This window comes from Pelagibius sp. (assembly GCF_965249265.1).
GTDB lineage: Bacteria > Pseudomonadota > Alphaproteobacteria > Kiloniellales > Kiloniellaceae > Pelagibius.
This window is the reverse complement of sequence record NZ_OZ252224.1, coordinates 3839804-3853815: the sequence shown is the minus strand read 5'-3', so window position 1 is coordinate 3853815 and position 14012 is coordinate 3839804. Positions and strand designations below refer to the sequence as shown.

Below are 14012 nucleotides of genomic sequence, written 5' to 3'. Positions count from 1 at the left end.
ACATCAGACCAATGCAGATTCCAAAGATCAGTGCCAACAGCAACTTCGTTTGTCTGCTCATGCTCAGCTCACTTGTTTACCCAAGCTCTCTTGGCGTCCTGTCGCCCCACCTCTAAGCGACCGTGATCCCTGAAGTCGCTGTTTGAGGTTTTCCCAGAGCTTGGCCATTCCGAGCGGCTCGTAGATCATGAAAACGATGATCAGAACGCCAAACACCACCTGCTCAATCGAGGAGATGATGGTCGCGTCGATCGCACCGTGAAAGACGTTGTTGCCCAGACTGTTGAGCAAAACCGGGAAAAGCAGGATGAACGCCGCGCCGATAAAGGCGCCGTTTATGGTGCCGAGCCCGCCCAGAATGACCATGAAGAGGATCTTGAACGAAAGCTTGATATCGAAGGCGACTGGCTCCAGCGACTTCAGATAGGTAAACGCGAACAGCGCTCCCGCAATACCGCAGTAGAACGCGCTGATCGCAAATGCCTGCAGTTTGGTTTTCAGCAGCGATATGCCCATCGATTCGGCGGCGATGTCCATGTCGCGCACCGCCATCCAGTTCCGCCCGGTGCTGCCTCGCGCCATATTCATTGCTATCAGCGTCAGCACGGTCACGACAACGACGATGACGAAGAACATCTCCATCGGCGAGGTGAAAGACTTGCCCATGATGACGATGTCCTGCGCCGTGATGATGCCCGAAGAATCGTAGTTCTTGAACCAGCCGAACTTGTCGATCATCCAAATGATAAAAAACTGCGACGCGAGGGTCGCCACCATCAGGTAGATGCCCCTGACCCTCAAGCTCGGCAAGCCGAATAGGATGCCGAAAGCGGCGGCAATCAGTCCAGACAAACCCAGCGCCACGAAAAAGGGAATATCCGGCACGCGGAGAATGAGGTTGAAGCACGCAAAAGCGCCAGCAGCCATGAAGCCGGCCGCGCCGAGAGACAGCTGACCCGTGTAGCCCATGACGATTTGCTGGCCGATCGCGGCAAGTGCCAGGCACAACCAGGGTATCAGGATCGAGCTGTACCAATAGTCAGTCTCAACCGTCATCGGAATGATGACGAAAGCCAGCACCATCAACATGGCGAGATTGATGACATCGCCTTTCGTATAAGACATGAAGAGGGGTTTCGCGTTCACATGATGCTCCTGACCTAGACCCGTCGAATGATTTTTTCACCGAACAGGCCTTCGGGCCTGTACAGCAGGAAGAAGATCGCCAGAACATACGGCGCCCAGCCTTCGATGGCGCCGCCGAAGAATGGACCGATGTAGACCTCGAGAACCTTCTCTGTCGCGCCGATAAGCAGGCCGCCGACGATCGCGCCCGGGATCGAGGAAAAGCCGCCGATGATCAGGACGGGCAACGCCTTGAGTGCAAGATCGACAAGGGCGAACTGCACGCCGGCCCGGGCGCCCCACATCATGCCGGCGATAAGCGCGACGACACCGGCCGCCGTCCACACCATCAGCATAATGTTCTTCAGGGGAATCCCGATCGAACTCGCCGCGCCCGGATCGTCGGCAACCGCGCGCAAGCCCAGACCCATTTTGGTGTATTTGAACAGAAGCGCGAGGCCCACGATCATCGTCATGGCGACGAAACCCGCCGTAAGATCGAGTGCGCTGATGAAGAGTCCGAGGTTGTCGACGATCCAGGGGATCGGGAAGTCGCCTATACCAAGGTCCAGTCGCCGAACCTCGACACCCCAGGCCGCCTGAGCCAGTCCCTCGAGCACAAAGCCGAGCCCGATGGTGGCCATCAGCAGCGTGTCTTCGCTCTGGTTCATCAGCGGCTGCAGCACCAAGCGCTCTGTGCAAAATCCGACCACGAACATCAGGAAGACAGTGGCGATGAAGCCCAGCGGAAATGAGAGGCCGAGTTCCATCAGGCCGACGAACGCGAGCACGGCGAAAAACACCATCGCGCCCTGCGCGAAGTTGAACGTCGAGGACGCCTTATAGATCAGCACGAATCCCAGCGCGACCAGCGAGTACATAGTCCCGGCCAGAAGTCCACCGACCACAACTTCGATAAAGAACAGGACTTCAATCATGGGCCACTCCCAGATACGCGTCGATGACATCTTGATTGGATCTGACTTCTTCGGGTGGGCCGTCGGCGATGACTTTGCCGTAATCGAGCACGACCACGCTGTCGGAGATATCCATCACCACGCCCATATCGTGTTCGATAAGAACCATCGTGGTGCCGAGCTCGTCGTTGACCTTTAGAATGAAGCGGCACATCTCCCGCTTTTCCTCGACGTTCATGCCTGCCATTGGCTCGTCGAGCAGAAGCACCTCGGCCTCCGTAGCGAGAGCGCGGCCCAGCTCCACCTTCTTTTGCAACCCGTACGGCAGCTTGCCGACGGGCGTATCCCGGATGTCCTCGATCTCCAAGAACTCGACGATTTCTTCGCTCTTCACGCGATTTTCCTTTTCCTCGCGCCTCGCCCTCGGAAGCTGAAGAGCGACCTCGAGTACGTTGGCGTTCATGTGCAGCCTTCGGCCCACCAAAATGTTGTCGAGAACCGACATTCTCTTGAACAGCGCCAGGTTCTGGAACGTTCTCGAAATACCTTTTCGCGCGATGGAATTGGGATTGATCTTCGCCAGCACTTCTCCCTTGAAGGCGACGGTGCCTTCCTGTGGCTTGTAGATCCCGTTGATGCAGTTCAGCATCGAGCTCTTGCCAGCGCCGTTGGGGCCGATGATGGCGCGGATCTCGTGCGCCAGGACCTTGAAAGACGTATCGGTGATGGCCCTGACGCCGCCGAAACTCAGCGAAATGTTGCTCAACTCCAAAATCGGGGCGCCTATGGGGAAGCTTCTGGTCTCTTGCATGTCTGTCCTCTGATTGGCCCGCGGCGGTAGTTCGGCCCTGTCAAAACCCTGCCTGTCGGTCACGAACTCTCTGCCCTGAGCACGTCGCGGAAGTTCTTCCGGCCTTCCTTTGAAATGCCGAGGTACAGCTCTTTCACCTTTTCATCGTTCAAGAGGCTGTCGGCAGTCCCGTGAAGCATCACGTGGCCGGTTTCTACGATGTAACCGTAGTCGGCGTTCCGCAGCGCCACGTTGGTGTTCTGCTCGGCGAGCAAGATGCTCACGCCTTCCTTTTCGTTCAGCTCTCGGACGATGTTGAAGATCTCGGCCACCAGTTGGGGAGCGAGGCCCATTGAGGGCTCGTCGAGCAGCAGCATTTTCGGTTTGGCCATCATCGCTCTGGCGACCGCGATCATTTGCTGTTCGCCGCCTGAGGTGAAACCCGCCTGGCTTTTCCGCCTCTCTTTGAGTCGCTTGAAGTAGCCGTAGACTTTGTCGAGTTCGTTTCTTATTTCAGCCTTGGACAACTTTCTCGAATAGGCGCCGGCGATGATGTTCTCTTCGACTGTCAAGTGTCCGAAGCAGCGCCTGCCTTCGAGCACCTGGACCATGCCAAGCCCGACCATTTCGGCGGGGCCTTGGTTCTTCACCGGGGTTCCGTCGTAGGTAATCGTGCCCCGGGTTACCTTGCCCCGTTCCGCCGCCAGCATCGTGGACACGGACTTAAGGGTCGTGCTCTTGCCGGCGCCGTTGCCGCCGAGCAGCGCGACAATTTTCCTTCGCGGTACGGTTAGCGATACATCATGCAGTGCGGCGATCACGTTGTCGTACACCACCTCGATCGTATCGATCTCCAATATGTTATCTGAAATCTCACTCATCGAATTGCTACCACCCCACCTTCTCGGGTCTGCACAGTCGGTCAGCATCGAACTGACCAACAACGGCTAAAGAGGGGATCGAAATCGATTCGGTTGCCTTCACCGCTTTCGATCCCCCCATCTGGTCTAGCTGCCGTTTGTGATCAGCACTGTTTGGGCGTGATGTTGTTCTCTCTGGCGAACTTGGCCGCGGAATCCTCCACCAGTTGGCGGATGAAACTGGGATCCAGCGGGGCATCCCAATCCGTGACCTGGACGAACTTTTGCCCATCCCATTGCATCATCGCGAACTTGCCGGCGCCCTCGTGGTTTTGACACGAGATGGAGAACGGTGCGACCATGCCCTTGATCCCGATTTCCTCAAGGCGCGCCTCGGTCATGTTCAGCGCTTCGTAACCGTCCCTGAATTCGGCACCCGTGACGGCCTTGCCGACCTTGTTGTGCTTCTCCTGCGCGATTCTCATTGCCTCGATCCACATGACAGCGGCACCAAGGCCCCGGTTCCAGTACACGGATCCGACGCGGCTTTCCTCAGCGAGATTGCCCTTGCCGGCACCGTAGACCTGTTCCTTGATCCGTTTCACCAGCGGGAAATGATCACCCGGCAATGCATTGGCCATCGCATAGGTGCCCTTGGCTGAGTCGCCGGCCGGGTACATGTCTTCCTCGGCAGCGCCGAAGGTTACGTAGATCATGCGGTCGCGGGGGAAACCGACACGCGCGGCATTCGTCATCGCGGTCGAGTTCATGCCCGAACCGGCGCCCCAGAAGGTAACCCAGTCAGGCCTTTCCTTGCGGATCTGCAGCCACTGAGACTGCTGCTCCAGACCGGGCGGCGGAATCGAAATCTCCACCAATTCGACGCCCCAGTCGTTGGCGATCTTTCTCATCGCGGGCAGAGGCTCGCGCCCGTAGGCGGAATCAATATGAAGATGAACGATTTTCTTTCCGTTCATTTGGTCGATACCGCCTTCCTGTTCGGCCATGAACTTCATCTTCACCGCGATTTGCGACCAGTAGTGGCTGGCGGCATTGAAGACCCAGGGCCACACGCGGCCGTCGGCGGCGTCGGTCCGTCCATATCCGTACTGGGCGAGAACCACCTCGTCTTCGGCCATGCGGTTGATGACCGCGTAGGCGCCGGGCGTACCCAGAGTGTCGAACACGACAATCTGCTGGCCGTCCTTTTCGAGCAGGCGCTGATAACACTCGACCGTCTTGACCGCGTTGTATTCGGTCTCGCATTCCTGCCACGTCAGCATGACGCCGTTCACGCCGCCGTTCATATTGACGTAGTTCATGTAGTCGATTTGAGCGCCGTAATAGCCCGTGCCCATGGCCGAATACGGGCCGACACGGCTGCTGGCGACCGGGAAGTACTGGGTCTCCTCGGCGACAGAAGGCTGCGGTATCACTAAGGGTGAAACTACGGCGGCTACCGCGGCCGCTGCCGTCAGCCAGCTTCTTAATCCTCTTCGTATCATTTACTTCCTCCCTTGGTTGTTGATTTGGTTGACAATCCTCTTTCACACCGGACTTCGGCAAAGACGCAGGGGAGCCAAGATGCACGAGTGGCCGAACGCTCCCACGGGCGGCCGGACGTCTTGTGGGCCGGCGACTGGAGAAGGGGACCCGATCACCGCGGCGGCTGGCCGCCCGAGGATCAGCTTTGCAAGAAGGTGCGATCGGCCGTCGACGGCCCAAGCGTTCCGCTCGCCGCGGAAACTGGCAGCACTCACCAGCTTTGGCGGCGTGGTTTTGAAGTTCGGCGGCGAGATCGCCATATGCTATGTCCCCCACTCAGCGTTCGGCGGCGCTGGTCGGGAACGAATAGCCGGCGCACCGGACGGTGCCCGCAATTTGTTTCCTCCCGAGTCCGGTGTTTTCCCGGACTTACGCCCCTTAAGCTCGCGATCCCGATGTCCCGCCGAAACCGAAGGACATCTTTGCGAAAGCCTTGGCAGTCGCTTTGACGATCGGGGCACCATCGATCGGCAAGATGGGCCCGCACCATTGCGATTGCGTCTGATTATCAAGCAATAGCCGTGCCAGATCGTAATCTGCGAAAAACCAATAGGTTGGATTTATGGACGCCGTAGATTTGGACAGATTGTCCAATTGCGCGGACAGAATGACCAAGTGGGGCCACCTTCCTGACACGACTGGAGTTTGGTGGTTTCGAAGAAATCGGCGCCCAGATGCGGCGCCCAAGAGCGATGCAATGATCTTGAAGGTCGATGTTCGCTGCCAGCTGTTTTCGGCTATAAGTGGACTCGCACGATGCCGAGCGCTGTGACCGCTTCTCTTGGGAGAGGTGAAACCGACCGTTGACGGGATTGAGCAGAGGAATGCCACCCCGGCACAGGAGGCCACCAAGCGAGTTCAGCTTCGCAATGGTGTTCGGACTGTGAAGTTACGCGACCACGTTCCGCGGTTCGGTTGAATACGCCCGTGACGCAGAAGTGTTTCCGCTACGGCGGTGTCGCTCGTCTTCGACTGCCGATCGGACGCTGCTACTCCGCGGCTTCGAGGTGCGGGGCCGCCGGCCCAACCCGGCACGCGGCGAACTTGAACTCGGGGATCTTGCCATAGGGGTCGAGCTGCGGATTGGTCAATACATTGGCCGAGGCCTCGACATAAGCAAACGGCACGAACACCATGTCCTCAGCGACGGAGCGATCGGCGCGGGCCATGATCTCGATGGCGCCGCGACGGGTTTCGATGCGGATCATCTCGCCCGGTTCCACACCCAGCGCACGCAAGGTCCGCGGATGCAGAGACGCGTTGGCTTCGGGCTCGGCCCAATCCAGGACGCTTGCACGCCGGGTCATACTCCCGGTGTGCCAGTGCTCGAGCTGACGCCCCGTCGTCAGGATCATCGGGTAATCGCTATCAGGGCTTTCGGCCGGAGGGACGATCGAGGCCGGCGTGAACTTTGCCCGGCCTTCGGCGCGTGGGAAGGTATCGCCGAAAACGATGGGCTGGCCAGGATCGTCTGGCGAAAGTGACGGATAGGTGACAGCGTTTTCGCGCTCGAGGCGCTCCCAGGTGATGTTGTCGAGCGACTTCATCGAGAGCTTCATCTCGGCGAACACCTCGGATGGGTGCCTGTATTGCCAATTGAGCCCGAGCTTTTGCGCCAATTGCGTCGTGATCCACCAGTCTTCCTTGGCCTCGCCCGGCGGTGCGACGGCGGCACGGCCCATCTGGACCTGACGGTTCGTATTGGTGACCGTGCCGTTCTTCTCCGCCCAGGCGGTCGCGGGTAGAATGACATCCGCGTAGTTCGCGGTCTCGGTCAGGAAGATGTCCTGCACGACCAGGTGTTCGAGCATCGCCAGCGCGTCGCGCGCATGTTCCACGTCGGGGTCGGACATGGCGGGGTTTTCACCCAGGATGTACATGCCCTTGATATCGCCGTCGTGAATCGCATGCATGATCTCGACGACCGTCAGGCCCTTCCGGTTCGAGAAATCGCCTGAGTTCCAAATCTCGGTGAAGGCCGAACGCACCCCATCGTCCAAGACAGACTGATAGTCGGGCAGGAACATCGGGATCAAACCGGCGTCGGAGGCGCCTTGAACGTTGTTCTGACCGCGCAGGGGATGCAGACCCGTTCCCGGGCGTCCGACGTGTCCGCACATCAGGGCCAGCGAGATCAAGCAGCGCGAGTTGTCGGTGCCATGGACGTGCTGCGAAATGCCCATGCCCCAGAAGATCATGCCGGCCTCAGCACGCGCGAAGGTGTACGCCACGTCGCGCAGCAGGGCCGCGTCGACCCCGCAGATTTCTTCCATCTTCTCGGGTGGGAAGCCCTTCAGGTGCTCCCGCAGTGCATCGAAGTTCTCGGTCATCGCCTCGATGTACTGGCTGTCGTAGAGGCCGTCCTCGACAATCACGTGCATGATCGCGTTCAGCATGGCGACGTCGGCGCCGGGACGGAACTGGAGCATGTGGCTCGCATGGCGCTTCAGGCCCACGCCGCGCGGATCCATGACGATCAGTTTTCCGCCCCGCTTGGCGAACTGTTTGAAGTATGTCGCGGCCACGGGGTGGTTCTCGATCGGGTTGCAGCCGATGACGATGGCGACATCCGCGTTCTCGATCTCGTTGAATGTGGCGGTCACGGCGCCTGAGCCAACGTTTTCAAGTAGGGCCGCAACCGACGAGGCGTGGCAGAGCCTGGTGCAGTGATCGACGTTGTTGTGGCCAAAACCCTGGCGGATCAGCTTTTGGAAAAGGTACGCCTCTTCATTCGAGCACTTCGCGGAACCGAAACCGGCAACACGCGTCCCGGTGTCGTCACGCAAACGCTTCAGACCATCGGCCGCGACGTCGAGCGCCTCTTCCCACGTGGCTTCGCGGAAGTGGGTCTGCCAGTTCGCGGGATCGACGTTCAGCCCCTTCGCCGGTGCGTCTTCGCGACGGATCAGCGGCTTGGTTAGCCGGTGCGGGTGAGCCACGTAATCGAAACCGAAGCGGCCCTTCACGCAAAGACGGTTCTCGTTCGCCGGGCCGTCGATGCCATCGACCCAGGCGATCTTCTCGCTGCCATCGTTCTCCTTGCGGATCTTGTAACTCAACTGGCAACCGACGCCGCAATAGGGGCAAACGCTTTTGACTTCGCGGTCGTACGCACGCGAGTCACCGATCTCGTTCTCGTCCAATGCCCCCGCGGGCATCAATGCACCGGTCGGGCAGGCCTGGACGCATTCGCCGCAGGCGACGCAGGTCGACTGACCCATGGGGTCGTCGGAGTCGAACACGATCTTCGCATCGTGGCCGCGGCCCGCCATACCGATGACGTCGTTGACCTGCACTTCCCGGCAGGCGCGGACGCACAGGTTGCAATGGATGCAGGCATCCAGATTGACCCGCATGGCGACATGCGATGCATCCAGGATTGGCACGCGGTCTCTTTCGATTTTCGGGAAGCGCGACGACGACACGCCCTGCATGTCCGCCATATCCCAAAGGTGTGACGACCGATCGTGCGCTTCCTCACGCAGCGGCTGGTCAGCCAGAAGCAACTCGACGACCGTTTTACGGGCCTTGGTCGTGCGCTCGTTCTCCGTGTTCACGACCATGCCGTCGCGCGGCTCGCGGATGCACGAGGCGGCAAGAACGCGTTCGCCCTCGATTTCGACCATGCAGGCGCGGCAGTTACCGTCCGAGCGGTAGCCCGAGGCTTCCTTGTGGCAAAGGTGCGGGATCAGCTTGCCTTCGCGCTTGGCGACCTGCCAGATGCTCTCGCCCGGCACGGCCTCGACCTCGCGTCCGTCCATTGTGAAGGTGATGGTGTCGCTCATGGCTCAGATTTCGTCGGCAAAGTGCTTCATGGTGAGGCGGATGGGGTTCGGTGCCGCTTGACCGAGCCCACAGATCGAGGCATCGACCATCGTGTCGCAGAGGTCGCCCAAAACATCGCGATCCCAGGTCTCCTGCTGCATCAGCTTTACCGCCTTCTCACAGCCGACGCGACAGGGCGTGCACTGCCCGCAGCTTTCTTCTTCGAAGAATTTCAACATGTTGAGTGCGGCATCGCGGGCCCGGTCTTGGTCGGACAGTACGACGACGGCGGCTGAACCGATAAAGGTGCCGTGCGGCTGCAAGGTATCGAAGTCGAGCGGGATGTCGTCCATGCTGGCCGGGAGAATCCCGGAAGACGGTCCGCCCGGCTGATAGGCCTTGAAGGTGTGACCCTCGAGCATGCCGCCACAGGCCTCGATAATGTCGAGGATCGTCGATCCGGCCGGCAACAGTCTGACGCCCGGATCTCGGACACGGCCCGAAACCGAATAAGACCGAAGTCCCGTTCGACCGTTTTTCTCATGAACGTTCAGGACTTCCGGGCCGTTGCGCGCGATCTTGGAAACCCAGTAAAGCGTCTCGACGTTATGGACCAGGGTCGGGCGGTTAAACACGCCGACCTGGGCGACGAAAGGCGGGCGATGGCGCGGCAAGCCGCGTTTGCCTTCGATCGATTCGATCATCGCGCTCTCTTCACCGCAGATGTAGGCGCCGGCGCCGCGACGCAGTTCGATGTAACCCGGTTTGACGATTCCCGCAGCTTCCAGCGACCGTATCTCAGTGCGAAGAATTTCGAGCACGGCGGGATACTCGTCGCGCATGTAAATGAAACAAGCCTCGGCTTCGACCGCCCAGGCCGCGGTCAGCATGCCTTCCAGGAAGACGTGCGGCTCGCGCTCCAGGTAGTGACGGTCCTTAAATGTGCCGGGTTCTCCCTCGTCGCCGTTGACCGCCAGATACCGGGGTCCGGGTTCGGCTCGCACGAACGACCACTTGCGTCCGGAGGGAAAACCCGCACCTCCAAGGCCACGAAGGCCCGACTCCAGAATGCTGTCCTGCAATTCGTCCGGTGTACGGGACCCGCCGCGAAGGGCTTCCAGCGTGTCGTAGCCGCCCTCGGCTCGGTAGTCCGCAAAGGTCTGGTAGTCGGGAACGTGGGCGTGATAATCGCCCGTCGCAATCGCTCTCGCGACCTTTTCCGGCGTCGCGCAATCGATGTGATTATGGCCGATCTCGAGTGTCGGCGCCGTGGCGCAACGGCCCATGCAGGGCGCATGCAAAACCCGGACCTGGCGCCCCTCGCCGTAGGTTTCGGTCAGGGTCTCCAGCAGCTCTTCCGCACCGGCCAATTCACAGGACAGAGAATCGCAGACCCGGATCGTGATCGGCGGCGGCGGGATCTCGCCCTCCTTCACAACGTCGAAGTGTGCATAGAACGTTGCGACCTCGTATATCTCGGCCTGGGCCAAGCGCATTTCCTCGGCCAGCGCACGGATGTGCGCCGCGGACAGATGACCATGGGCATCCTGGATCAGATGAAGGAACTCGATCAGGAGGTCGCGGCGGCGCGGGAGGTCTCCGAGGAGCCTTCGAACGTTGGCAAGCGCCTCGTCTTCGACCTGGCGCCCCTTCGGCGTTCTACGCCCTTTACCGCGCCCGGACTTCCAGACGCCGGGCCGACCACCCCCAGGTCCGTCCAAAGGGCTCATTATGGGTCTCCTCCACCATCAAAGGAGAGATCGTCCATCGCCCTGGGATCATTGACAAATCGTATCTCACGATGGTGCGTTTTGCTGAGCTTATCGTGGCCCGTTGCGGACACAGGCTAGCAGGGCATCGACCGCTGGAAGCGCCGGCTCCCGTTCGGAGACGACGACGCCGATCGGCTTCTCGACGACAGGATCGACCAGATCGAGGCGCAGGAAATCGCCCTCGATATGGACGTTGCCCAGCAACATCTGGGTTGCGACAGTGGCGGCGATGCCACTGGAAACCTGGGTCAGGGCCACAGTGAACGCATTGGTCTCCATCACGCAGTTTGGCTCGGCGTCGGCCGCACGAAATGCCTCGTCGATGATCCGGCGGTTCATCATGTTCGGCGTCATCAGGCACAGCGGAAAGGCGGCGGCAGCCTGCCACGATATCGTCTCTGCCGCGTCCGGCGCAAAAGCCCGGGGCACCAACAAAGCATAGCGTTCGTCGTAGATGTGGTCGGCTTGGCTCGAGGATGGCAGGGCGCTCTCCATGTAGGTAAAGCCGGCGTCGAGCGAGAAATCCTCCAGGCCCTTGGCAACTTCACCCGACGACATCGAAAAGATCTGGATCGTCAAAGCCGGATGGTCCTTTCGCAGACGCGACGCCACCTTGGCCACGAACGTCAGCGCCGTTGGCACCACGCCCATCGTAAGCCGCCCGGACAGGATGCCCCGCGCTCTTTCCATTTCCTGGTCGAGGCCCCGGGCGTCCGCAATCATCTTGTGAGCCCAGCGCAGCGCGATCTCGCCCTCCTCGGTGAACCCCATGAAACGGTTGCCACGCTTGACGATCGGTGCGCCAAGGTTGAGTTCCAGGTTGCGGATACGCGCGGAGAAGGCGGGCTGAGAGATACCGCATTCGGCCGCCGCGCGGGCGAAGTGCCCGTGGCGCGCCAGCGCTGCCAGCAGTTCCATGTCTCTCAAGTCGATCATGTGCCAACCATGGTACCCGCACAGTCGGCAAAGGCCATCACGCAATCATCTTGATTTTTCTTGTTCTGGGTGAAGGCGGCTCTCGGCATGGTCCGGCTGGTCGGCATGCCGGCGGGTAAGGTCGTCGCCTCAGCATTCGCACTGTCCGGTCTCCTTGCCGGAGTGGCCGCCATCGTCTGGACTGCACAGCGCGGCTCGGTCGATCCCTTGATGGGATTTTTCCCGGCGCTCAAGGCCTTCATTGCAACTGTCTTGGGTGGGCTGGGCAGTCTGTCCGGCGCCGTGCTGGGAGGCTTCGTCGTTGGCGTGATCGAGGTCTTCTCGCAAGCCTTCCTGCCGGGGGGATGGCGCCTTACCGCGACGTGATCGTGCTTGGCACAGTGATCCTGCTGATCCGGCCCGAAGGGTTGGTCCGCCAGCAATGGTCGACCGCAGTTGAGCTTATGTGCTTACACCTTCGTGCACTACGTAAGGCTTCACTGATGCCAGTCGGGCACAAACGTCTCACTGCGCAGCTTGTCGAGGGCTTCAAGTCGTGTTTTCAGGCTTGGCCAGGTCACGCTGTCGAGCGACGAGGCGATCAACTCCACGAGAGCAGTCATGCCGACAAGCGTGTCCCAAGGCGTCGACGCCTGAACCTTGCAACGCAGAGCGTGCTTCGCAAAGGTCGCTATCTCGCTCATCCACTTGTCTGTGAAGAGTATAACCGTCGCAATGCGTTCGGCAGCCCAGCGTGCGGTGAGGACCGAATCGGGCTGGTAGCGGCGGATATCAAAGACGATCAGAACATCGTTCCTGCGGATGTCCAGCATCGAGTCATTGCGCCGCGGCATGTCTGCCTCGAGAAGCGTCACACCCGGTCTCATCTTACGCAGATGAAAATGCAGGTGCATGGCCAAAGGGCCGGTGAACGTGCCGCCAAGGATGAAGATCTTCTGCTTGTTTTCCGACAGAAGCTCGATGATCTTCGCGAGCTCGTTCGGCTTGACCGCGCCAAGAGTGCCGTCAAGTGCGGCGATCAGGCTCTTGCGGAAGGTGTTTGCCGCCGGGACATGGTCCTCCGAGCGATGGAGGGTCAGGGGGTTTTCATCACTCTTGGCAATCTCGTCTCGGAGTTTCTGACGGAACTCAGGGTATCCGTCGCATCCCAGCTTTTGGACAAATCTTTGGATAGTCGCGGAGCTTACCTTCGCGGCCTTGGCGAAGCTGGTGATGCTCTCAAGACCGATCATGGGGTAGTGCGCCAAGAGGATGCGTGCTGCCTGCTTCTCATTGCGGGTCAAGGTCGGCATAGCGTTGTCAACGGCGACCTTCATGCTCTGTTCAGTTTCGGTCATATCGGGCTTGTTCCCACTGTGAAGCTGCATTGTTCATACTTAGCGGCCGGGCCACAGGCAACTTACGACTGAACGTAGCACCAACTTTAGCGGAACGATGTCTTCGGAGACCACAATACTCGATAATCACTGCGCAGAAAGAACCCCGCAACGACCGTGAGGCAGCGGTCGTGCCTGAGCGGGCGGCGTTGCTGTCCATCGACATGCAGAACGCCGAGTGGAGCCCACAGCAAGCGGAACGTGCCCGACAGAGCGGCAGCCCGGAGTCGGCAAAACGTTCCTTCCTGGAGAGGATGGAAACAGTCGTCATTCCGGCACAGAAACGCCTTCAATCTGCCGCCCGCGCGGCCGGTATCGAGGTCATATTCACTGTGATAGAAAGCCCTACGCTTGTTGGCGCGAGATCAGCCTCGATCACAAGATTTCAGGTCTCTTCTTTCCCAAAGGGTCCTGGGAGGCGCAGGTGATCCCTGATGTGGCACCGCTCGAAAACGAGATCGTAGTTCCGAAGACATCGTCAGGCATCTTCAACAGCACAAACATCGACTACATCCTGCGCAGCCTTGGGATCCAGTACCTAGTGGTATACGGTGTTTCAACGGATCAGTGCGTTGAGACGGCCGTGCGAGACGCGGCTGACCGCGGATTTCTTGTAACCCTCGTCGAAGACTGTTGTGCAGCCGAGGAGGCCGACCGTCACCGGACCTCGGTTCGAGCCGTTACTGGACACAATTGCCGGACCCGTTCCGCGGATGAAGTGACTGCCGAGTTCGAGAAAATCGGTGGGCCGGTGTAAGGCGCGTCCTTCAGGCCAACCGGCTGTTTCATCGCGGCCATCTATTGCCGCCCAGCCTCGCTCAGCCAGATGTATGGCATCCGAGGTCGCCGGCCCGCCAATCGCGCGCATCCGGGATCGGCAGGAGATGGAGCCCAACACAGGCTGTTCTCCCCAAATCTGGGCAAGA

11 protein-coding genes are annotated in these 14012 nt (G+C 60.0%); 2 read left to right on the top strand and 9 right to left on the bottom strand.

Translation table 11 applies throughout. From position 1 onward, the window contains the following. Window positions 1-63: 63 nt before the first annotated feature. The 8 genes from ACP146_RS18275 to ACP146_RS18240 form a co-directional block, all read right to left on the bottom strand. Complete coding sequence (locus tag ACP146_RS18275) at window positions 64-1146, bottom strand: branched-chain amino acid ABC transporter permease (RefSeq protein WP_422368184.1); 1083 nt, start codon at window positions 1144-1146, stop codon at window positions 64-66. A 14-nt stretch (window positions 1147-1160) separates the two neighbouring features. Continuing rightward, the gene (locus tag ACP146_RS18270) at window positions 1161-2063 is read right to left on the bottom strand and encodes a branched-chain amino acid ABC transporter permease (RefSeq protein WP_422368183.1); all 903 of its coding nucleotides are present in this window, start codon (window positions 2061-2063) and stop codon (window positions 1161-1163) included. Beyond that, the gene (locus tag ACP146_RS18265; RefSeq protein WP_422368182.1) at window positions 2056-2853 is read right to left on the bottom strand and encodes an ABC transporter ATP-binding protein; all 798 of its coding nucleotides are present in this window, start codon (window positions 2851-2853) and stop codon (window positions 2056-2058) included. The genes ACP146_RS18270 and ACP146_RS18265 overlap by 8 nt, the downstream gene beginning before the upstream one ends. Window positions 2854-2912: 59 nt before the next feature. Next, a complete protein-coding gene (locus tag ACP146_RS18260) occupies window positions 2913-3713 on the bottom strand; it encodes an ABC transporter ATP-binding protein (protein ID WP_422368181.1) in 801 nt (266 codons plus the stop codon). A gap of 143 nt (window positions 3714-3856) precedes the next feature. Beyond that, a complete protein-coding gene (locus ACP146_RS18255) occupies window positions 3857-5197 on the bottom strand; it encodes an ABC transporter substrate-binding protein (RefSeq protein WP_422368180.1) in 1341 nt (446 codons plus the stop codon). Window positions 5198-6226: 1029 nt separating this feature from the next. Continuing rightward, window positions 6227-9022, bottom strand: coding sequence for a formate dehydrogenase subunit alpha (gene fdhF, locus ACP146_RS18250; RefSeq protein WP_422368179.1), 2796 nt, complete (start codon window positions 9020-9022; stop codon window positions 6227-6229). A gap of 3 nt (window positions 9023-9025) precedes the next feature. Then, the gene (locus ACP146_RS18245; protein WP_422368178.1) at window positions 9026-10732 is read right to left on the bottom strand and encodes an NAD(P)H-dependent oxidoreductase subunit E; all 1707 of its coding nucleotides are present in this window, start codon (window positions 10730-10732) and stop codon (window positions 9026-9028) included. A gap of 90 nt (window positions 10733-10822) precedes the next feature. Continuing rightward, window positions 10823-11692, bottom strand: coding sequence for a LysR family transcriptional regulator (locus ACP146_RS18240; RefSeq protein WP_422368177.1), 870 nt, complete (start codon window positions 11690-11692; stop codon window positions 10823-10825). 105 nt (window positions 11693-11797) lie between these two features. On the opposite strand from ACP146_RS18240, the gene ACP146_RS18235 reads away from it, so the two are divergent. Beyond that, window positions 11798-12076: an ABC transporter permease subunit gene (locus ACP146_RS18235; RefSeq protein WP_422368176.1), complete on the top strand. Its 279-nt coding sequence runs from the start codon at window positions 11798-11800 to the stop codon at window positions 12074-12076. 110 nt (window positions 12077-12186) lie between these two features. On the opposite strand, the gene ACP146_RS18230 is transcribed toward ACP146_RS18235, so the two are convergent. Beyond that, window positions 12187-13047, bottom strand: coding sequence for a MurR/RpiR family transcriptional regulator (locus tag ACP146_RS18230; protein WP_422368175.1), 861 nt, complete (start codon window positions 13045-13047; stop codon window positions 12187-12189). A gap of 217 nt (window positions 13048-13264) precedes the next feature. Between ACP146_RS18230 and ACP146_RS18225 the strand changes: the two genes are divergently transcribed. Next, a complete protein-coding gene (locus ACP146_RS18225) occupies window positions 13265-13843 on the top strand; it encodes a cysteine hydrolase family protein (protein ID WP_422368174.1) in 579 nt (192 codons plus the stop codon). Window positions 13844-14012: the final 169 nt, after the last annotated feature.

What these genes read in the sequence shown, in the direction of transcription:
- ACP146_RS18270 (WP_422368183.1), bottom strand. Translation starts at nt 2,063, where the DNA reads ATGATTGAAGTCCTGTTCTTTATCGAAGTTGTGGTCGGTGGACTTCTG.
- ACP146_RS18265 (WP_422368182.1), bottom strand. Translation starts at nt 2,853, where the DNA reads ATGCAAGAGACCAGAAGCTTCCCCATAGGCGCCCCGATTTTGGAGTTG.
- ACP146_RS18260 (WP_422368181.1), bottom strand. Translation starts at nt 3,713, where the DNA reads ATGAGTGAGATTTCAGATAACATATTGGAGATCGATACGATCGAGGTG.
- ACP146_RS18255 (WP_422368180.1), bottom strand. Translation starts at nt 5,197, where the DNA reads ATGATACGAAGAGGATTAAGAAGCTGGCTGACGGCAGCGGCCGCGGTA.
- fdhF (WP_422368179.1), bottom strand. Translation starts at nt 9,022, where the DNA reads ATGAGCGACACCATCACCTTCACAATGGACGGACGCGAGGTCGAGGCC.
- ACP146_RS18245 (WP_422368178.1), bottom strand. Translation starts at nt 10,732, where the DNA reads ATGAGCCCTTTGGACGGACCTGGGGGTGGTCGGCCCGGCGTCTGGAAG.
- ACP146_RS18240 (WP_422368177.1), bottom strand. Translation starts at nt 11,692, where the DNA reads ATGGAACTGCTGGCAGCGCTGGCGCGCCACGGGCACTTCGCCCGCGCG.
- ACP146_RS18235 (WP_422368176.1), top strand. Translation starts at nt 11,798, where the DNA reads ATGGTCCGGCTGGTCGGCATGCCGGCGGGTAAGGTCGTCGCCTCAGCA.
- ACP146_RS18230 (WP_422368175.1), bottom strand. Translation starts at nt 13,047, where the DNA reads ATGACCGAAACTGAACAGAGCATGAAGGTCGCCGTTGACAACGCTATG.